The sequence below is a fragment of the Streptomyces malachitofuscus genome, assembly GCF_055571035.1.
In genome coordinates this window covers 65,491-85,029 of sequence record NZ_JBVIGA010000018.1, presented here as the reverse complement: position 1 = coordinate 85,029, position 19,539 = coordinate 65,491, and the positions used below count along the sequence as shown (strand labels likewise).

The 19,539-nt window shown below is 71.2% G+C and carries 17 protein-coding genes; 5 read left to right on the top strand and 12 right to left on the bottom strand.

Translation table 11 applies throughout. The annotated features are described in order from the left end of the window. Positions 1-62: 62 nt before the first annotated feature. Positions 63-560, top strand: coding sequence for a MarR family transcriptional regulator TamR (tamR, locus tag ACZ44S_RS25170; protein ID WP_190165230.1), 498 nt, complete (start codon positions 63-65; stop codon positions 558-560). Here tamR and ACZ44S_RS25165 read toward each other — a convergent pair. Further along, a complete protein-coding gene (locus ACZ44S_RS25165; RefSeq protein ID WP_466932709.1) occupies positions 519-1,286 on the bottom strand; it encodes a LuxR C-terminal-related transcriptional regulator in 768 nt (255 codons plus the stop codon). The genes tamR and ACZ44S_RS25165 overlap by 42 nt on opposite strands. Before the next feature lie 289 nt (positions 1,287-1,575). On the opposite strand from ACZ44S_RS25165, the gene ACZ44S_RS25160 reads away from it, so the two are divergent. Beyond that, complete coding sequence (locus ACZ44S_RS25160) at positions 1,576-2,031, top strand: GNAT family N-acetyltransferase (protein WP_466932707.1); 456 nt, start codon at positions 1,576-1,578, stop codon at positions 2,029-2,031. Between the two features lie 3 nt (positions 2,032-2,034). Here ACZ44S_RS25160 and galK read toward each other — a convergent pair whose 3' ends face one another. Genes galK through galT form a run of 3 tightly spaced genes read right to left on the bottom strand, consistent with a single transcriptional unit; the run spans position 2,035 to position 5,244 of the window. Continuing rightward, complete coding sequence (galK, locus tag ACZ44S_RS25155) at positions 2,035-3,195, bottom strand: galactokinase (RefSeq protein ID WP_466932705.1); 1,161 nt, start codon at positions 3,193-3,195, stop codon at positions 2,035-2,037. Positions 3,196-3,223: 28 nt separating this feature from the next. Continuing rightward, positions 3,224-4,186, bottom strand: coding sequence for a UDP-glucose 4-epimerase GalE (gene galE / locus ACZ44S_RS25150; protein ID WP_466932703.1), 963 nt, complete (start codon positions 4,184-4,186; stop codon positions 3,224-3,226). Next, positions 4,183-5,244, bottom strand: a complete 1,062-nt coding sequence (gene galT, locus ACZ44S_RS25145) for a galactose-1-phosphate uridylyltransferase (RefSeq protein ID WP_466932701.1) — start codon at positions 5,242-5,244, stop codon at positions 4,183-4,185. The genes galE and galT overlap by 4 nt, the downstream gene beginning before the upstream one ends. A 179-nt stretch (positions 5,245-5,423) precedes the next feature. Here galT and ACZ44S_RS25140 point away from each other — a divergent pair, with 179 nt between their 5' ends. Beyond that, positions 5,424-7,103: a sodium:solute symporter family protein gene (locus ACZ44S_RS25140; RefSeq protein WP_466932699.1), complete on the top strand. Its 1,680-nt coding sequence runs from the start codon at positions 5,424-5,426 to the stop codon at positions 7,101-7,103. A gap of 21 nt (positions 7,104-7,124) precedes the next feature. Then, a complete protein-coding gene (locus ACZ44S_RS25135; RefSeq protein WP_190165237.1) occupies positions 7,125-7,448 on the top strand; it encodes a hypothetical protein in 324 nt (107 codons plus the stop codon). Positions 7,449-7,914: 466 nt separating this feature from the next. Here the strand turns inward: ACZ44S_RS25135 and ACZ44S_RS25130 are convergent, their stop codons facing one another. From ACZ44S_RS25130 to ACZ44S_RS25115, 4 genes are all read right to left on the bottom strand, one after another. Then, entirely contained in the window at positions 7,915-8,586 is a 672-nt protein-coding gene (locus ACZ44S_RS25130) for a helix-turn-helix transcriptional regulator (protein WP_466932697.1), read from the bottom strand. Between the two features lie 252 nt (positions 8,587-8,838). Further along, positions 8,839-10,770, bottom strand: a complete 1,932-nt coding sequence (locus ACZ44S_RS25125; RefSeq protein ID WP_466932695.1) for an outer membrane protein assembly factor BamB family protein — start codon at positions 10,768-10,770, stop codon at positions 8,839-8,841. Between the two features lie 76 nt (positions 10,771-10,846). After that, positions 10,847-12,604 carry an outer membrane protein assembly factor BamB family protein gene (locus ACZ44S_RS25120; protein ID WP_466932693.1) on the bottom strand — a complete coding sequence of 586 codons (1,758 nt, stop codon included), beginning with the start codon at positions 12,602-12,604 and terminating at the stop codon, positions 10,847-10,849. A gap of 267 nt (positions 12,605-12,871) precedes the next feature. Beyond that, positions 12,872-14,683, bottom strand: coding sequence for an ABC-F family ATP-binding cassette domain-containing protein (locus tag ACZ44S_RS25115; protein ID WP_466932691.1), 1,812 nt, complete (start codon positions 14,681-14,683; stop codon positions 12,872-12,874). Positions 14,684-14,839: 156 nt separating this feature from the next. On the opposite strand from ACZ44S_RS25115, the gene ACZ44S_RS25110 reads away from it, so the two are divergent. After that, positions 14,840-15,436: a Uma2 family endonuclease gene (locus tag ACZ44S_RS25110; RefSeq protein WP_466932689.1), complete on the top strand. Its 597-nt coding sequence runs from the start codon at positions 14,840-14,842 to the stop codon at positions 15,434-15,436. Positions 15,437-15,440: 4 nt separating this feature from the next. On the opposite strand, the gene ACZ44S_RS25105 is transcribed toward ACZ44S_RS25110, so the two are convergent. From ACZ44S_RS25105 to ACZ44S_RS25090, 4 genes are all read right to left on the bottom strand, one after another. Next, on the bottom strand, positions 15,441-16,334 hold the full coding sequence (locus ACZ44S_RS25105) for a 4-(cytidine 5'-diphospho)-2-C-methyl-D-erythritol kinase (RefSeq protein ID WP_466932687.1): 894 nt from the start codon (positions 16,332-16,334) through the stop codon (positions 15,441-15,443). Continuing rightward, positions 16,331-17,212, bottom strand: coding sequence for a 16S rRNA (adenine(1518)-N(6)/adenine(1519)-N(6))-dimethyltransferase RsmA (gene rsmA, locus ACZ44S_RS25100; RefSeq protein ID WP_466932685.1), 882 nt, complete (start codon positions 17,210-17,212; stop codon positions 16,331-16,333). Before rsmA ends, ACZ44S_RS25105 begins: the two co-directional genes overlap by 4 nt. A gap of 61 nt (positions 17,213-17,273) precedes the next feature. Continuing rightward, on the bottom strand, positions 17,274-18,536 hold the full coding sequence (locus ACZ44S_RS25095) for a ubiquitin-like domain-containing protein (protein WP_466932683.1): 1,263 nt from the start codon (positions 18,534-18,536) through the stop codon (positions 17,274-17,276). A 113-nt stretch (positions 18,537-18,649) separates the two neighbouring features. Continuing rightward, positions 18,650-19,531 (bottom strand): TatD family hydrolase, encoded by an 882-nt coding sequence (locus tag ACZ44S_RS25090; protein ID WP_466932681.1) that lies wholly within the window; start codon positions 19,529-19,531, stop codon positions 18,650-18,652. Positions 19,532-19,539 lie beyond the last annotated feature (8 nt).

Here is a 19,539-nt window from a genome sequence, read left to right as displayed (position 1 = left end):
TCGATGTCAAGATGCTCGATGTCAAGAGACTTCACGTCGACACAACCACTACACTGATCAGCATGGAGGACGAGGTCGATCGGCTGGTCGCGGCGTGGCGCCGGGAGCGCCCGGACCTCGACGTGGAACCGCTCGAGGTGCTCAGCCGGGTGAGCAGGCTGGCCCGGCACCTGGACCGGGCACGTCGGCTGGCGTTCACCGAGCACGGCCTGGAGTCCTGGGAGTTCGACGTCCTGACCGCGCTGCGCCGCGCGGGCACCCCGTACCAGCTCTCGCCGGGGCAGCTGCTCACCCAGACGCTCGTCACCTCGGGCACGATGACCAACCGCATCGACCGCCTCGCCAAGAAGGGCCTGGTGGAGCGGCTGCCCGACCCCAGCGACCGGCGCGGTGTCCTGGTCCGGCTCACGGACGAGGGCCGCGACCGCGCCGATCAGGCGCTGGCCGGGCTGCTGGCGCAGGAGCGGGCGATCCTCGGTGAGCTCACCCGCGCCCAGCGTGGCGAACTGGCTGGACTGCTACGCCAGCTGACCGCCCCGTTCGACAACATCCCCGGTTAGGTCGACGGGCCCGACCCCCGCTCGGCGGGCGAGGGCCACCGCGGCCAGGGTGGAGTGCACGCCCAGTTTCCCGAGGACGTTCTGCATATGGGTCCGTACGGTGTGCGGGGACAGATACAGGCGCTCGGCGACGGCCTTGCGCCCCAGCCCCGCGACCATGCACCGGAGCACCTCCCGCTCGCGCGGGGTCAGGGACTCCACGAGCCGTTCGCTCTCCGTGCGGTGCCGCCGGGCCGCGGTCAACTCCCGCAGTACGCCCGTCAGCAGGGCGGGTGGCAGATGCGTCTCGTCGCGCAGCACCCCTCGGATGACGGTGAGCAGCCGGTTCAGCGAGCAGTCCTTGGCCACCCATCCGGAGGCGCCCGCCTGCAGGGCGAGCGCGGCCCGGGCCGGGTCGTCCTTCCCCGCGAGGACGACGATCCGTACCTGGGGCTGCGCCGAACGCACGCCGGTGACCAGCGATATCCCGTCGACGAGCCCCTCCTCGTCACCGGCCTGCACGGGTACGGCCGGCCGGCCGCCCGGCACCTTGCCGCCCAGATCGGCGTCGACGAGCAGCACGTCGAAGCGCCGCCCCTCGGAAGCCGCCCGCTCCAGGCAGCGCAGCGCGGCCGGGCCGCTGCCCGCCGCGGACACGTCGACATCGGGCTCTGCGGCCAGCGCCGCGGCCAGTGACTCGGCGAAGATGCGATGGTCGTCGACGACCAGGACTCGAATGCGAACCACGAAACCCCCTTCCCCAAGCTCTTCCCAGAGCAGGGGACTACCCCATCGTCGGAGGCCGACACCGGCGCGGGTACGGCGCCGAGGCCCCTGTCATCGACTCACACCGGACATGGAACGGACCACTGCGACCGCACGGCCGCCGCCGTACAACCGCCGCCCCCACCTCGAACGCCGTACCCGACTGTCTCGCCCCCTGAACGGCGCCGGCCCCCACCGGCGCTGTTCATCAGGGTACGGGCGGGGGCCGGGAGCGGAAGGTTATTTGCAGAACTGGCGCCCTTGCGCGTTTATGGTGAGCCGCATGTTTCGTCTTGAGACAGAAGTCGACAAGGCCCGACGTGATCTGCTCCGCAGGCGTCTGAGGGACACCAATACGGCGGCGTCACCGGTCCTGCGCGCCCTGCGCGGAACCCCGGACGAACGGGAAGCGCCTTTGCACGTGTGGGCGTTGGACGCGAACGGTGATCTCGCGGGCGGTCTGGTCGGCCACACCTGGACGGCCTGGCTGCACGTGACCTACCTCTGGGTCGACGCCCGCCACCGCGGAGCGGGTCTGGGCTCGAGCCTCCTCACGGAAGCCGAACGCGTCGCCACCGCCGAACGCGGGTGCACGTCCTCCCGCGTGGAGACCTGGGACTTCCAGGCCCCGGACTTCTACCGGCGCCTGGGTTACGACGTGGTGTGCGTGATCCCCGACTACCCGCCGGGGATCACCGAGTACACGCTGACCAAGCGGCTGGCCTGAGACTCAGCGCACCCGCCGCGCCCCGGCCGACGGCACCGCCTCGAAGACCCGGGGGGTCCTGAACCCGGCCGCCGCGAACGCCTCCTCGACCGCCTTGGTGACGGCGGCGACATCGGCCTCCTCCGCCAGGACGATGGCCGAGCCGCCGAAGCCGCCGCCGGTCATCCGGGCGCCCAGGGCGCCCGCGGCGACGGCCGTCTCCACCACCAGGTCGAGTTCCGGGCAGGAGACGCGGAAGTCGTCGCGCAGCGAGGCGTGGCCTTCCACGAGCACCGGCCCGATGGCGCGGGTGTCGCCCGACTCCAGCAGCCGGACCACCCGTTCCACCCGCGCGTCCTCCGTCACCACGTGACGGACCAGCCGGCGGACCTCCTCCTCGCCGCCCAGCCGCTTCAGCGCCGCGTCCAGTTCCCCGAACGGCACGTCCCTGAGCGCGTCCACGCCCAGCAGGGCGGCGCCCTTCTCGCAGCCCGCGCGGCGTTTGCCGTACTCGCCCTCGCTGTGGCTGTGCTTGACCCGGGTGTCGACGACCAGCAGGCGCATGCCCTCGGCGGCCAGGTCGAAGGGGATCTGCCGCTGGGAGAGGTCACGGGTGTCGAGGAACAGGGCGTGGCCCGGCTCGCAGCAGGCCGACGCCGTCTGGTCCATGATGCCGACAGGGGCGCCGACGTAGACGTTCTCCGCGCGCTGGCACAGCCGGGCCAGCTGCCAACCGCGCAGGTCCAGCCCGAACAGGTCGTTCAGGGCGAGCGCGACCACGACTTCCAGGGCCGCGGACGACGACAGGCCCGCGCCCGCCGGGACCGTCGAGGCGAGGTGGATGTCGGCGCCGGTGACGGCGTGTCCGGCCTCGCGCAGCGCCCAGACCACGCCCGCCGGGTAGGCGGTCCACCGCTTGTCCGACTCGGGGGCGAGGGCGTCCACCGTCAGTTCGACGACCGGCTCGGACACGTCGGCGGAGTGCAGGCGCAGGACGCCGTCGTCCCGCCGGGACACCGCGGCGACGGCGGTGTGCGGCAGGGCGAACGGCATGACGAAGCCGTCGTTGTAGTCGGTGTGCTCGCCGATCAGGTTGACCCGGCCCGGCGCCGCCCACACCCCGTCCGGCGCGGCCCCGTACAACTGCTCGAACCGCTCGGCGACGGACCCGCTGGTCTCGCTCATGCCCTGCCCCTTGCCCCTTCGTTGCGTTCTAGTCGGCCTGCTGCTGCGCGAACGTCCACGCGTCCGCGACGATCCCGTCGAGGTCGGCGCGCGACGGGTTCCAGCCGAGCTTCTCCCGTGCCGTCGCGGCGGACGCCACCAGGACCGCCGGGTCGCCGCCCCGGCGCGGGGCCACCACCTCGGGGATCGGATGCCCGGTGACCCGGCGCACGGTCTCGACGACCTCGCGGACGGAGAAGCCGTTGCCGTTGCCGAGGTTGCAGATCAGGTGCTCGCCGGGCGCGGCGGCCCGCAGGGCCAGCAGATGGGCCTCGGCCAGGTCGGCGACGTGGATGTAGTCGCGCACGCAGGTGCCGTCGGGCGTCGGATAGTCGTCGCCGTACACGGAGATCGCCTCCCGCCGCCCCTGTGCGACCTGCAGCACGAGCGGGATCAGGTGCGACTCGGGGTCGTGGCGCTCGCCGTACCGGCCGTAGGCGCCGGCCACGTTGAAGTAGCGCAGGGAGACGGCGCCCAGTCCGTGCGCCTTCGCCTCGCCGGTGATCATGTGGTCGACGGCCAGCTTGGAGGCGCCGTACGGGCTGGTGGGGCTGGTCGGGGCGGTCTCGAGGATCGGCACCTGCTCGGGTTCGCCGTACGTCGCCGCCGTGGAGGAGAACACCAGCCGGCGCACGCCCGCCTCGCGCATCGCGCCGAGCAGGGCCATGGTGCCGCCGACGTTGTTGTCCCAGTACTTCTCCGGCTTCAGCACCGACTCGCCGACCTGGGAGGAGGCGGCGAAGTGCAGCACCCCGTCGAACGAGGAGTCCAGCCATTTGGCGGCATCGCGGATGTCGCCCTCGATGAACGACGCGCCCGCGGGAACGCCCTCGCGGAACCCGGTGGAGAGGTTGTCGAGCACGACGACCTCGTGTCCGGCCTCGATCAGATGCTGGGCGACGACGCTGCCGACATACCCCGCGCCCCCGGTGACCAGGTATTTCCCGCTCATGAACTCGCTACCTCCCGCAGTCGCTCGGCCGCGCGCTCCGGCGGCACGTCGTTGATGAAGACGTTCATGCCGGACTCGGAGCCCGCGAGGAACTTCAGCTTGCCGGACGTGCGGCGGACGGTGAAAAGCTCCAGATGGAGCGCGAAGTCGTCCCGCGTGACGCCGTCGAACTCCTCCAGCGCGCCGAACGGCGCCTGGTGCCAGGCCGCGATGTACGGCGTGGAGGGCTCGCCTTCGCCGAAGATCCGGTCGAAGCGTTTCAGCAGCTCCAGGTACACCTCGGGGAACTCCGTGCGCGCCGCCTCCTCCAGCCCGAGCAGGTCGGGCACCCGGCGCTTGGGATACAGGTGGACCTCGTAGGGCCAGTGCGCCGCATACGGCACGAAGGCCACCCAGTGTTCACCCTCCAGGACGATCCGCTCGTCCGCCGTTTCCCGCTCCACCACGGCGTCGAACAGGTTCTCCCCGCCGGTCGCCTCCTTGTGGGCGGCCACTTGGCGCAGCATCAGGGCGGTGCGGGGGGTGGTGAAGGGGTAGGCGTAGATCTGCCCGTGCGGGTGCTGGAGGGTGACGCCGATCTCGGCCCCCCGGTTCTCGAAGCAGAACACCTGTTCAACGGAGGGCAGATGCGACAGCTCGGACGTCCGGTCGGTCCAGGCATCCAGCACCAGCCGCGCCTGCCGCTCACTCAGATCCGCGAAGGAGGCGTGGTGGTCGGAGGTGAAGCAGACGACCTCGCACCGCCCCGAGTCCCCGGCCAGCGAGGGAAAGCGGTTCTCGAAGACCACCACGTCGTAGGAGGTGTCGGGGATCTCGCTCAGCCGCTCCCCCTCCGAGGGACACAGCGGGCACTCGTCGGCCGGCGGGTGATAGGTGCGCCCCTGACGGTGGGAGGCGATGGCGACGGAGTCGCCGAGCAGCACGTCGCGGCGGATCTCGGACGTGGTGACGGTGGCGTCCAGCGGGCGGCGGTCGACGGCGTCGCGGACGGTGTCGTCGGCGAGGTCGTAGTAGATGAGCTCGCGACCGTCGGCCAGCCGGGTCGAGGTCTTCTTCACTGCCGCACTCCTCTGCACCTTCCGCCAACCATCCAACACAATCAAACATAACACATCACAACTCACCAGCGGACCGTTCTCATCACGATCGAACAAAGAACATCACCGGACGTGTTCATTTTCTGAACACGGAGGCGTAGGTTCCGCACCGGATCAGTTCGCGAACGAAGCGAGTGTGTATGCAAACCCCCACATATCTGGCCGCAGAGCTTCGACTCCCCACCAACTGGCTGGACTACACGATCCTCGGCATCTACTTCGTCGTCGTGCTGGGCATCGGCTTCGCCGCCCGCCGCTCGGTCAGGACCAGCCTCGACTTCTTCCTCTCGGGCCGCTCCCTGCCCGCCTGGGTCACCGGCCTGGCCTTCATCGCGGCCAACCTCGGCGCCACCGAGATCCTCGGCATGGCGGCCAACAGCGCCCAGTACGGCGTCTACACGACCCACTGGTACTGGATCGGCGCCATCCCCGCGATGGTCTTCCTGGGCCTGGTGATGATGCCGTTCTACTACGGCAGCAAGGTCCGCTCGGTCCCCGAGTTCCTGCTGCTGCGCTTCGACAAGGCGGCCCACCTGCTCAGCTCGATCCTCTTCGCGGCGGCCGCGATCCTCATCGCCGGAGTGAACCTCTACGCCCTCGCGATCGTCGTCGAGGCCCTCCTGGGCTGGCCGCAGTGGGTGGCGATCGTCGTCGCCGGCTTCTTCGTCCTGGCCTACATCACCCTGGGCGGTCTGTCCTCGGCGATCTACAACGAGGTCCTGCAGTTCTTCGTCATCCTGGCCGCCCTCATCCCCATCACCGTGCTCGGCCTCAAGAGCGTCGGCGGCTGGGACGGCCTGTCCGACTCCCTCACCGCCTCCCGCGGCGACAACTTCATGACCTCCTGGGGCGGCACCGGCATCGGCAGCGACAACCCGCTCGGCGCCAACTGGCTGACCATCGTCCTCGGCCTCGGTTTCGTGCTGTCCTTCGGCTACTGGACGACCAACTTCGCCGAGGTGCAGCGCGCCCTGTCCGCGAAGAACCTCTCGGCGGCCCAGCGCACCCCGCTCATCGCGGCCTTCCCGAAGATCTTCATCGTGTTCCTGGTGATGATCCCGGGCCTGGTGGCAGCGGTCATGGTCCCCCAGATCGGCACCGGCGACTCGGACCTGCAGTACAACGACGCCATCCCGTACCTGATGCAGCAACTCCTGCCCAACGGCGTGCTGGGCATCGCGGTGACCGGCCTGCTGGCGGCGTTCATGGCCGGCATGGCGGCCAACGTCTCGTCCTTCAACACCGTCTTCACCGCCGACATCTGGCAGAAGTACGTGGTCAAGCACCGCGAGGACGCGTACTACGTCCGCTTCGGCCGCCTGATCACCGCGATCGGCGTCCTCGCCTCCATCGGCACGGCGTTCCTGGCCAGCTCCTTCTCCAACATCATGAGCTACCTCCAGACGCTGTTCTCCTTCTTCAACGTGCCGATGTTCGTGGTCTTCATCATCGGCATGTTCTGGAAGCGGGCGTCGATGAAGTCGGGCTTCTGGGGCCTGATCGCCGGCACCACCGCCGCAATGGTCAACTACTTCGTCATCTACAAGCAGGGCATCATCGACATCCCCACCGACCAGGGCGCCAACTTCGTCTCCGCGATCGCGGGCTTCGTCGCGGGCGCGGTGGTGATGGTCGCCGTGTCACTGTTCACCGCGCCGAAGCCGGCCGAGGAGCTCGAGGGCCTGGTCTACGGCACGCGCTCCCCCGGCATGGCGGAGCCGCCCGCCGAGGGCGACGACGCGTGGTACCGCAAGCCGGCGCTGCTCGGCTGGGGTGCGGTGATTCTGGCGGCCGCCTGCTACATCCCGTTCTCGTTCTGAACGCGGGAGGATTGAGAGACCATGTCCGATCACTACTCCGAGCGTGATCTCCAGCGGGAGATCACCGAACTGGAGACCAAGTCCGCGACGGCGGCCCGGCTGTTCGACATCCGGCGGATCATCGGCGGGCTGTTCGTCCTGTACGGCGTCATCGTCACGATCGCGGGGTTCGCGGCGTCCGATGCGGATATCGACAAGGCGGAGGGGGTCAACATCAACCTCTGGACGGGGTTGGGGATGCTGGTCCTGGGCCTGCTGTTCCTGCTGTGGCTCAAGCTCCGCCCGACGGCTCCGCCCCCACCGGACGTCCTGCCGGACGAGCGGGAGGACTCCGGCACGGGGTGACTGCGTCGGCGCGGGGTGACTGCGTCGGCGCGGGGTGACTGCGTCGGCGCCCGGTGCCGACGGGGTGCCCCGCGCTGGTGTGGGCCGGGGGTGGGTAGCGCAGCCCGGCGCTTACGGGGTGCCGTCGCGCCCACCCTCCCCCACTCTCGACTTCGCTCGAGCGGGGGGACCCCCATCGCCCCAGCGGCACGACTGCCCGCGGATCGCGGTGGGCGTGGGGCGAGTCGCCTACGGCGGGGAGGGGACGGGGTGGGGGTGTCCGCCCGCAGTGGCTGGCGCGTCCGCGCCCCGCACCCCCACCAACAAGCTCCATCGCGCCAGTCCGAGGACGGACACCCCCGCCCCGGCCCCGCACCCCCCACCCACCGTGGGCGCTACGCGCACCCCCACCCCACCCGCAGCTGCGCCGCAGGCGTAGGACGCGCACCCCCACCGGAGGGAAAGCTGCGCCGCAGGCGGTGGTGCGTCAGTCGACCGGGCCCGCGCGGTCCAGGAGACCCGTGCGGGCGGCCAGGGCGGCAGCCTCCAGCCTCGACCCCACGCCCAGTTTCATCAGCACCCGCTGCACATGCGTACGCGCCGTGGACGGCGCGATCCCCATCCCCGCCGCGATCAGCCGGGTGTCCTCCCCGTCCGCCACCCGCACCAGCACCTCCACCTCCCGAGGCGTCAGCATCTGCAGCAGCCGCTGCCCCTCGTCGTCCGGCTGCGCCGCGGGATTCAGCAGCTCCCCGAACGCCCCCTGCAAGAGCTGCGGCGCCACCGCCGCCTCCCCCGCCCGCGCCTTCATGATCGCCCGCTCGACACCCTCGATCCGCTCGTCGTGCCGCACATACCCCGACGCCCCCGCCGCGAACGCCGCCGCGATCCCCCGAGGCGACGGCACCGGCCCCAGCACGACCACCGCCACCTGCGGCCGCTCCCGCTTGATCTTCACCACCGGATCGAACGTCCCCGGCTCCGCCGGCGCAGCCGTCCCCAGCAGACACACCTCCGGCGCCCTGCTGATCACCAGATCCGCCGCCCCCACCGCCGGCGCCGCCGCGGCCAGCACCCGGTGCCCACGCAGCTTCAACGCCGAGGCCAGCGCCTCGGCGAGCAGTCGGTGGTCGTCGACCACCATCAACCGCACACCCATCGAACAACCAACCCCCCACGACAACGCACCCCCGGACCCCCGGATGCCCCCGGAAGCTACACGCTTGTTCGACGTTGCGCTCCCCCTACCGGCGAGAATCGCCCCGGATCACCGAAATTCTCGCATTCGGTGGCGATGAGCGCATGATGAGCGGTACGCGCACGGCCCCGTCCCTGAACAGGGACGGGGCCGTGCGAAACAAGCCGGAACCGCGGCACCGCGAAACCGCGGACCGCGGAACCGCCGGCGCGATCAACCCGTGCCGAACGCGATGACCAGATACTCCTTGTCACCCGTGGAGAAGTCGCTCGCGTACACCTTCGACATGTACAGACCCCCCTGCGAGTACAGGATCTCCGCGGACGAGGGCAGCATCCGCCCTTCGACGTCCCGCACGCTCTCCGTCGCCGGGTTCTCCAGGAGCACCGTCTCCTTGAAGGTCCCCCCGTCGATGCTGACGATCTGCCCGCCCTTGTCGTAGGGCGGACGCTTGTACGCGATCACGTTGCCGCCGTCCATCCGCAGCGGAGTGATCTCGTAGTCGTCACCCGCGTCGGCCCGCTGACCGGTCTGCTTGCCGGTCGCGAGGTCGAAGGCCACGATCTCGTTGGTCTGGCCGTAGGAGTCCCCGCCGGTCTCGTGCTCCTCCGTCGCGATGTACAGCCGGTCGTTGCCGACCGCCAGCCCGCTGCACTGCTCCATCTTGTAGATGGCGTCGCACTCGGCCGCGAAGTCGTCGCCCGGAGCCGAGATGCGCTGGCGCAGCTTGCCGGTCTTGTTGTCGATGGAGAAGAAGTCCGAGATGCCGCTGCCGTCACCGGCGGAGTCACCGACGTCGGCGGCCACGACCAGCGGGTCGGTGGACACGACGGCGGCGTACTCGATGCCCTCGTCCATCTTGTACTCGGTGATGACGTTCCCGGTCTTCGGGTCGATGGTCTGGATGTGCAGCTGACGCTGCTCGTACGGACCGCACTTGCGGACCGCGACCAGCTTCGCGCCGCCGCCGTACCCGGAGTCGAAGCAGGAGTCGGACGTCTTGGGCGCCCACAGCTGCTTGCCGGAGGGGATCTCCCAGGCGGCTCCGCCGCTGGTGCTCCCCGCGGCGACGGTGTTCCCGCTGAGGGTGACGTTGTTGAAGCTGATCGGCATGGTGCCGGACTTGGCCGACTTGGACCACAGCTGCTTGCCCGCCTCCAGGTCGATCAGCGCGACCTGGGTGCAGGACTGCGGCTCGCCCTTGGTCGGCATCTTCGGCTTGTGGACGATCGCCGTCTTGTTGTCCTCGGTGACGTGACGGGTCGCGGAGCACACCGGACCGGGCAGGTCGACGGTCCACTTCTCGGTGCCCTTGGCGCGGTCGTAACCGACGATCTCGGAGATGCCGCTCTTGGCGTACACCGTGTCGGTCAGCCAGGAGCCGGAGGTGTCGATGGTCGAGACGCCCTTGGGCAGCTTGGGCGCGGGCACCTGGAAGAGCACCTTGGAGGCGGTGTCGGCGGGAGCCTTCTCCTTGGCCTCCCCGCCGGAGGAGGAGCCCCCGGACCCGCCCTTGCCCTCGCCGTTCTTCTCTTCCTTGCCCCCGCCGCCGTTCGCGGTGGTCTTCTTGTCGTCGTCCTTGCCGGACGACGCGTACCAGACCCCGCCGCCGACGATCAGGGCGATGGCCACGACCGCGGCCACGATGATGGCCATCTGCGCGTTGATCTTCCGCCCGCCGCCGCCCGGCTGCGGCTGCATCGGCATGGTCGGCGGCTGCGGGTACCCGTACCCGGGCTGCCCGTACGGCCCCGGCTGCTGCGGCTGCCCGTACGGCCCCGGCTGCTGCGGCTGACCGTACGCTCCCGGCTGCTGCGGCTGACCGTACGCTCCCGGCTGCTGCGGCTGACCGTACGGCCCGGGCGGCTGCTGCCCGGGATACCCGTACCCGCCGGCCGGCGGCTGCTGCGGATACCCGTACCCGGGCCCCTGCGGGGCCGCCGGAGGGGTGGGCGGAGTCGACGGCGCCTGCGGCGGCGCCGAGGGCGCCTGCGGATAGCCGTACCCGGGCTGGGGCCCGGACTCGGGGGCCTTGTTGAGATCAGCCCCGCCCGCGGGAGCGGGCGGCTGCTGCGAAGGATCCTGCGGCGGCCCGAACCCCGGCTGCTGCGGCGGCTGGTTGGGCGGCGGAGGCGGCTGGGTCATGACGTGAGTACCTCGGGAAAGGGGAAGGGGACGACGGGCGGCAGGAAAGTGACGGCGACAGCGGCGCTCACACGCATCACTTGCCGTAGGCGAGCATCAACTTCTCCTTCGACTCGTCATTTCCGGTCAGCCGGGTGGTCGAGATGTAGAAGCGTCCGTCGACCCAGTCGATCGCCTTGCTGAAGAAGCTGCTCTCGATGTCCGCGACGCCCTGCGGGTTCTGCATCAGCTTGGCCGGCTTGTGGCTGCTGCCCGTGAGGGGCAGGGCGACGACCTGGCCGCCCGAGTCGTAGGAGGGCTCGACGTAGGCGACGAGCTTGCCGTTCTCGACCTTCATCGGCACCATCGACTCCTCCACGGGGGAGGATTCGCGCCACCGCTCCTTGCCGTTGTCGAGGCTGATCGCGACGATCTCGTTGGCGCCGGTGGTCGCCTTCGTGGGCAGGTAGAGGGTGTCCCCCTCGACGGTGACGCCCTGGCAGCCCTGGAGGTCGCGCGCCAGGATGGCCCAGCCGCAGCCGGGGTCGAAGTCCTCGTCGACGGCGACCTGCGAGCGCAGCTTGCCCGCGGCGGTGAAGGCGGCGATGTTCCAGGACTTCTTGTCGCCGTCCTCCTCCTTGGTGGCGTAGACGACGAGCGGGTCGACGGAGAAGGTCCGCTCGACCCTCCAGCCCTTCTCGTACGCGTAGGTCCACTTGGCCTTGCCGGTCTTCGGGTCGAGCTCTTGGACCTCGTCGTGCGCGTTGTCGCCGCCGGCGCCGCAGGACGCGACCTGGATCAGCCGCTCACCGCCCGCGAAGGCGGAGGGGAAGCAGGGGGCGTCGCCGTACTTCTCGGCCTCGAACAGCTTCTTGCCAGTGCGCACGTCGTAGGCCGTGCCGGACTGCGAGCGGCCCACCATCAGCGTGTTGCCGGTGAGGGACATCTCGATGGAGAGCGCGGAGTCGAACAGATCGCCGTCGGCGACCTCCGCCGTCCAGCCCTTCGCACCGCTGTTGAGGTCGACGAGCTGGAGCTGGTTGCACTTGGCCCGGTCGCTCTTGCCGCTCTTGTAGGCGATGACGACCTTGTCGTCGGCCGTCTTCTCCGTGGTGACGGAGCAGATCTCCTGGGGGAAGGCGATGGTCTCCCAGCTGGGCTTGCCGTCCCCGACGTTGTAGGCGGAGAGCTCCTTGTAGGCGGCCTTCACCGCGGTCCTGTCGGTGATCCACATACCGGGGGCGTCGGCGCCGGAGCCGGGGGCGTCGGGCGCCTCCTTGTACCAGAGCACCTTGGACTCGCCGGCCTGGCGGCCCTCGTTGAGGTTCTCCGGGTCGTCGCCGCCGTCGCCGCTGCCGTCGCCGGGGTTGACCGGGGCGCCGCCCGAGCTGTCCGGCTTGGGGTCGTCGGTCTGCCGAGCGACGGGCTTCTTGTCCTTCTTGCCGTCGTCACCGGAGACGGCCCACACGGTGCCGCCGATCACCAGCAACGCGGCCACGGCGGCGCCGACGACGAGGGCGGGCTTGCCCTTGAAGGGGTTGCGGGAGCCGGAACCGCCGGGCGGGGTGCCGGGCGCTCCGGGGAACTGCGGCTGCGGGTAGCCGTACCCGGGCTGCTGCCCGTACGGGCCCGGCTGCTGCGGCTGCCCGTAGGGACCGGAGGCGTACGGGCCGGAGTTGTAGGGCCCCGGCTGCTGCGGAGGCTGCTGCGGGTAGCCGTACCCCGGCTGCGGCGCACCGGCCGGCGGCCCCTGCGGGGGCGGCGGCGTCTGCGGCGCCCCGAAGCCGCCACCCGGCGGCGGATCCTGCGGTGCTCCGAAGCCACCCTGCGGCGGCTGATTGGGCGGCTGAGCCATCAGCGCGTTCCCCCTTGCTCACTGATTTTTAGCCACGCCCTGAGGTATGCGGTGAACCCAGAGTCGTATTCAGACGTTGCTTAGACGGGCCCTTTCTATCACCCGGCACCGACACACCACCGGGCCGCGTCCGCCCCTGTTCCCAAGGGAGGACCGGCCCGTGATGCCCTCGTTACGCGCCTTCACGCCCTCTTCACGCTCCCCCGCGCGCCCTGCACGCGTCCGGGGCCGGGTGGTTGAGGCGTCCTCGGCTCAGGTGTCCCCGGCTCAGGCGTCCTCGGCCAGTTCCAGCCAGCGCAGCTCCAGTTCCTCCCGCTGGCCGGACAGCCCTCGCAGTTCGGCGTCCAGTTCGGCCACCTTCGCGAAGTCGGTGGCGTGCTCGGCGATGGCGGCGTGCAGTGCGGTCTCCTTCTCGGAGATCTTGTCCAGCTGACGCTCGATCCGCTGCAGTTCCTTCTTGGCGGCACGCTGGTCGGCGGCGCTCTTCTCGGGCCCCGCGGTCCGGGGCGCCGCCGCGGGGACGGAGGCCGCGGCGGCGGCCTCCTCCATCCGCTTGCGGCGCTCCAGGTATTCGTCGATGCCGCGCGGCAGCATGCGCAGGGTGCCGTCACCGAGGAGGGCGAACACCCGGTCGGTGGTGCGCTCGACGAAGAACCGGTCGTGGGAGATGACGATCATCGAGCCGGGCCAGCCGTCGAGGACGTCCTCGAGCTGGGTGAGGGTCTCGATGTCGAGGTCGTTGGTGGGCTCGTCGAGGAAGAGGACGTTGGGCTCGTCCATCAGCAGCCGCAGCAGCTGCAGCCGCCGCCGCTCACCGCCGGAGAGGTCACCGACCGGCGTCCACTGCTTCTCCTTGTTGAACCCGAAGGTCTCGCACAGCTGACCGGCGGTCATCTCGCGTCCCTTGCCGAGGTCGACGCGTTCGCGCACCTGCTGCACGGCCTGGAGCACCCGCCAGTTGGGGTCGAGCTCGGCGACCTCCTGGGAGAGATAGGCCAGTTTGACCGTCTTGCCCACCCGGATGCCGCCCGCCGCGGGCTGCACCTCGCCCTCGCTGCGGGCCGCGTCCGCCAGTGCCCGCAGCAGTGAGGTCTTGCCCGCGCCGTTGACGCCGACCAGGCCGATGCGGTCCCCGGGGCCGAGCTGCCAGGTGACGTGCTTGAGCAGCACCTTGGGCCCGGCCTGGACGGTGACGTCCTCCAGGTCGAACACCGTCTTGCCGAGCCGTGAGGAGGCGAACTTCATCAGCTCGCTGCTGTCGCGCGGCGGGGGAACGTCCTTGATGAGCTCGTTGGCGGCCTCGACGCGGAACCGCGGCTTGGACGTCCGCGCGGGCGCCCCGCGCCGCAGCCAGGCCAGCTCCTTGCGGACCAGGTTCTGCCGCTTGACCTCCTCGGTGGCGGCGATGCGCTCACGCTCCGCCCGGGCGAAGACGTAGTCGGAGTAGCCGCCCTCGTACTCGTAGACGTCCCCGCGCTGCACGTCCCACATGCGGGTGCAGACCTGGTCGAGGAACCACCGGTCGTGGGTGACGCAGACGAGCGCGGACCGGCGGGTCCGCAGATGCTCGGCGAGCCAGGCGATGCCCTCGACGTCGAGGTGGTTGGTGGGCTCGTCGAGGACGATCAGGTCCTGCTCCTCGATGAGCAGCTTGGCGAGGGCGATGCGCCGCCGCTCCCCGCCGGACAGCGGCCCGATGACCGTGTCGAGGCCCTTGGGGAACCCGGGCAGGTCGAGCCCGCCGAACAGTCCGGTCAGGACGTCCCTGACCTTCGCGTTACCGGCCCACTCGTGGTCGGCCATGTCCCCGATGACCTCGTGCCGGACGGTGGCCGCGGGGTCGAGCGAGTCGTGCTGGGTGAGCACCCCGAGCCGCAGCCCGCCGGAGTGCGTCACCCGGCCGGTGTCGGCGTCCTCCAGCTTGGCCAGCATCCGGATGAGGGTGGTCTTGCCGTCGCCGTTGCGCCCCACGACCCCGATCCGGTCCCCTTCGGAGACGCCGAGGGAAATCCCGTCGAGCAACGCCCGCGTGCCGTACACCTTGCTGACGTTCTCGACATTGACCAGGTTGACGGCCATTTCTCTCCTGCCCGGTGGATCGATCAGCTTTCCAGCGTAGGCCCTCGCGGAACGGGCCCGGGACGCGAGGAGACAGTCACTCTTTGTGATGACGTGATCGGAAACGGACGGCTACCGTAGGAGGCAGGCAGCAGGATCCCGTCCATGGGAGGAACCATGACCGCCGAGTCCGTAGAGCACCGCGTCCAGTGGCCGGTGCCGCCGCTGGACGGCTACACCGTGGATGACCTGTTCACGCTGCCTGATCTCCCGCCGCACACCGAGCTGATCGACGGGAGTCTGGTTTTCGTGAGTCCGCAGCGCCGTTGCCACTTCCTTGTAATCGACCTCTTGTTCAGCGGGCTGCGTAGCGCTCTCGGCCCGGAGTTCAGTGTCGAACGGGAGATGACCGTCGTTCTCGACAAGCGCAACGGCCCCGAACCGGATGTCAGCGTGGTTCGAGCCGACGCGGTCACCGGGCTGAACCAGACCAGTTTCAAGGCCGAGGACGTCCTGCTCGCCGTAGAGGTTGTCTCACCCGAATCGGAGTCCCGCGACCGTACAACCAAACCGCACAAGTACGCCCTCGCGGGAATCCCCCACTACTGGCTCGTCGAGCCGGACGGAACCACCGGCCATCCCCTCATCCATGTCTACGAGCTCGACCCGATGACGCAGTCCTACGTGCACATGGGTTGGCACCGCGACCGGATCAAGGTCGACAAGCCTTCCGCCATCGCCTTTGACCTGGGCCCGGTCGAAACGCGGGCCTAGCGCTTCAGACGACCGTCGCGCCCGGCACCGGCCCTGCCGCCGTACGCACCGTGCGGCAGGTGCCCGAGGCCCGCAGCGCACCCGCGACCTCCTCCGCCCCCTCCGCGTCCCGCGCCAGGAACGCCGTAGTGGGCCCCGACCCCGAGACCAGCGAGGCCAGTGCCCCAGACGCCCGTCCCGCCGCGAGCGTGTCCGCCAGCTCCGGGAACAGCGACAGCGCCGCCGGCTGAAGATCGTTGGAGACGGTCGCGGCGAGCGCGTCGACGTCCCCCTTGGCCAGGGCGTCGAGCAGCTCCCGCGAGGCCACGGGCTCCGGAATACCCCGCCCCTCCGCCAGCCGGTCGAACTCCCGGAACACCGCCGGCGTCGACAGCCCCCGCGCGGCCATGGCGAACACCCAGTGGAAGCCGCCCCCCACCTCCAGCTCCGTCAGCCGCTCGCCCCGTCCGGTGCCCAGCGCCGCCCCGCCCACCAGGCTGAACGGCACATCGCTGCCGAGCTCGGCGCAGATGTCGAGGAGCTCCTCGCGCGAGGCGCCCGTCCCCCACAGCGCGTCGCAGGCCAGCAGGGCCCCCGCGCCGTCCGCACTGCCGCCCGCCATACCGCCGGCGACGGGGATGTCCTTGGCGATGTGCACATGAACGTTCGCGGTACGGCCGTACCGCTCGGCGAGCGCGAGGGCGGCGCGGGCGGCGAGGTTGGTGCGGTCGAGCGGGACCTGGTCGGCGTCGGGGCCGGTGCAGGTCACCCGCAGTTCGTCGGCCGGGGTGACGGTGACCTCGTCGTACAGGCCCACCGCGAGGAAGACGTTGGCCAGGTCGTGGAAGCCGTCGGGGCGGGCCGCGCCGACCGCGAGCTGGACGTTGACCTTGGCGGGGACGCGGACGGTGACGCTCACTGCTGCCCCTGCTCCTTGTCGACGGCGTGCTCGGCGATGCGCGCGAACTCCTCGACGGTCAGCGACTCGCCCCGCGCCTGCGGCGACACCCCGGCCGCGACCAGCGCCGCCTCCGCGGCGGCCGCCGAACCCGCCCACCCGGCGAGCGCGGCCCGCAGCGTCTTGCGGCGCTGGGCGAAGGCCGCGTCCACGACGGCGAACACCTCACGGCGCGACGCGCCGGTCTTCAGCGGCTCCGCGCGGCGGACCAGCGAGACCAGCCCGCTGTCGACGTTCGGCGCGGGCCAGAAGACGTTCCGCCCGATGGCACCGGCCCGTTTGACCTCCGCGTACCAGTTGGCCTTGACCGACGGCACGCCGTACACCTTGGAGCCGGGTGCGGCGGCCAGCCGGTCGGCGACCTCGGACTGGACCATGACGAGGGTGCGTTCGATGCTCGGGAAGGTTTCGAGCATGTGGAGCAGCACCGGGACGGCCACGTTGTAGGGGAGGTTCGCGACGAGCGCGGTCGGTGCGGGGCCCGGCAGCTCGGTGACGTGCATCGCGTCGGAGTGGACCAGCGCGAACCGGTCGGCGCGTTCGGGCATCCGGGCGGCGACGGTCGCGGGCAGCGCGGCGGCGAGGACGTCGTCGATCTCGACGGCGGTGACCCGGTCGGCGGCCTCCAGCAGCGCCAGGGTGAGCGAGCCCAGCCCCGGGCCGACCTCGACGACCACGTCGTCGGGGCGTACCTGTGCGGTGCGGACGATACGACGGACCGTGTTGGCGTCGATGACGAAGTTCTGGCCGCGCTGCTTGGTGGGCCGTACGCCGAGGGCGGCCGCCAGTTCACGGATGTCGGCGGGGCCCAGGAGGGCGTCAGGGGTGGGGCTGGTCACGGGACAAGGGTACGGGGCGGGACGGCCGCCCAGGTCACCCCGGCCACGGCCGCTCCCCCGCTCATCCCCGCAGCCTGCTCCCGCAGTGCGGCCACGCGCCGACGCCGCTGCGGACGTAGAGCTTCTTCGCGCGGTACGTCTGCTCCGCCGCCGGCGCGTCCTGGGGCCGTCCGCTGCCGCCGAGGCTCCGCCAGGTCGGGGTGTCGAACTGGTACAGCCCGCCGTACGTGCCCGAGGGGTCCACCGCGTCGGGCCGTCCGCCGGACTCGCACCGGGCCAGCCCGCTCCAGTCCAGCCCGTCCGCTGCCGCCGGCACCGACGCCGGCGGCGTCCCGGTCCCGACCCGCACCTGCTGCGGGCGCGGCTCGCGCACCACCTCGGACCGCAGCGGCCGCGGCCTCTGCCGGACCCCGTTGACCGTCCGCTGTGCGGAGGTGACGCGGCGCAGCCCCGGCTGCCCGGGCCGGTCGACGACCTCGGTGCCCCGGGCCAGCGTGGGGTCCTCGACGCGGACTTCGGAGAACGGGATCACCTCGTCGCGTACGACGGTGTCGTCGGTGATCCGCAGCACGGTGACGGTCTGGCCGTCGCGCGGGAAGCTGCCGGGGGCGACGGAGGTGGTGTCCCGGCCGCGCAGGGTCACCCCGGCCTGCGCGACGGCCTCGCGCACGGTCGCCGCGTCGGTGCGGACGGTGCGCGCCCGTCCGTCCGCCAGGACCGTCACCGAGCGCTCGGTACGGACGTCCAGGGCGAGCCCCTCGCGCGGGATGCGCCGGGAGAGGGGGGTCGACAGATGCGCGCCCTCCACCCGCACGCCCAGGTCCCCGAGCAGACCCTTCACGGTGTGCGCCGTCGTCCACACCTGGTGCCGACGGCCGTCGAGGGTCAGCAGCACCGGGCGGGCGTGGCGCACCTCGATCGCGTCGCCGTCGCCGAGCGCCGTGCCGGGGGCGGGCGTGATCACGTCGTGCGCCCCGGTCCGGACGCCCTCCTCGGCGAGCAGCTCGGTGACGTCGTCGGCGAAGGTGTGCAGGGTGCGGGTCCGGCCGTCGACGTTCAGCTCGACGGCCTTGTCCTTGGCGACGAAGGCGCTGGTGCCGCCGGCGAGGAACGCCACGACGAGCGCCCGCGGCAGCAGCCGGCGCACGCCGTCCGCACGCTCGGCGTACCGTCCCCGGCGCCGGTGCGCGGACCGCCGGGCCGGTGCGGGTCCCGGCGGGCGGCGCGGAAGGGCGGGGACGGTCTCCGCCTCGTGCAGATCGCCGCAGACGTCATGGGCCGGGCACGTCTTCTCGTACGTCTCGAACCGCAGGGTGGTGCTCACGCCGACACGCTCCAGGGTGGCCGCGGGGTCCCGATCGGGCTCCCAGAACCTAGCCGAGCGCCGATCACTCTCCCAAGCGACACGACTACGGAACGTGCACCGCGTGGCGCTCGTCAGTATCCGAAGGCGCGGGCCGTGTTCGCGCCGAGGGCCGTGGCCAGGGTGTCCTCGTCGATGCCGCGTACGGCGGCCATGGCACGCACCGTGACCGGCACCAGGTAGGGGGCGTTGGGGCGGCCGCGGTGGGGCACCGGGGTCAGGAACGGCGCGTCGGTCTCCACGAGGACCAGTTCCAGCGGGGCGACGGCGAGCGCGTCCCGCAGGTTCTGGGCGTTCTTGAAGGTGACGTTGCCGGCGAACGACATGTAGTAGCCGGCGCTCGCGCAGATCTCCGCCATCTCGGCGTTCCCGGAGTAGCAGTGGAAGACGGTGCGCTCGGGCGCGCCCTCCTCCTTGAGCACGCGCAGGACGTCGGCGTGGGCGTCGCGGTCGTGGATCACGAGGGTCTTGCCGTGCCGCTTGGCGATCTCCACGTGGGCGCGGAAGGACCGCTCCTGCGCCTCCTTGCCCTCGGGTCCGGTGCGGAAATAATCCAGGCCCGTCTCGCCGACGCCCTTGACGTGGGGCAGCGCGGCCAGCCGGTCGATCTCGGCGAGGGCCTCGTCCAGCGCCGCGTCCCCGCCCGGCTCCCGGGCGCCCTGCCGGGACCATCCGTCGGGGTCGCCATGCACGATCCGCGGCGCCTCGTTGGGGTGCAGCGCGACCGTCGCGTGGACGGCGTCGTACGCCGCCGCGGTGTCCGCCGCCCACCGGGACCCCTTGAGGTCGCAGCCGACCTGTACGACCGTTGCCACACCCACCGACGCGGCCTTGGCGAGGGCCTCCTCGACCGTGCCGGACTGCATGTCGAGGTGGGTGTGGGAGTCCGCGACCGGCACCCGCAGGGGCTCCGGGAGCGGCGGCGCGGCGTTCTTGTCGGGGGCGTTCGCAGGCATGCCCCCGA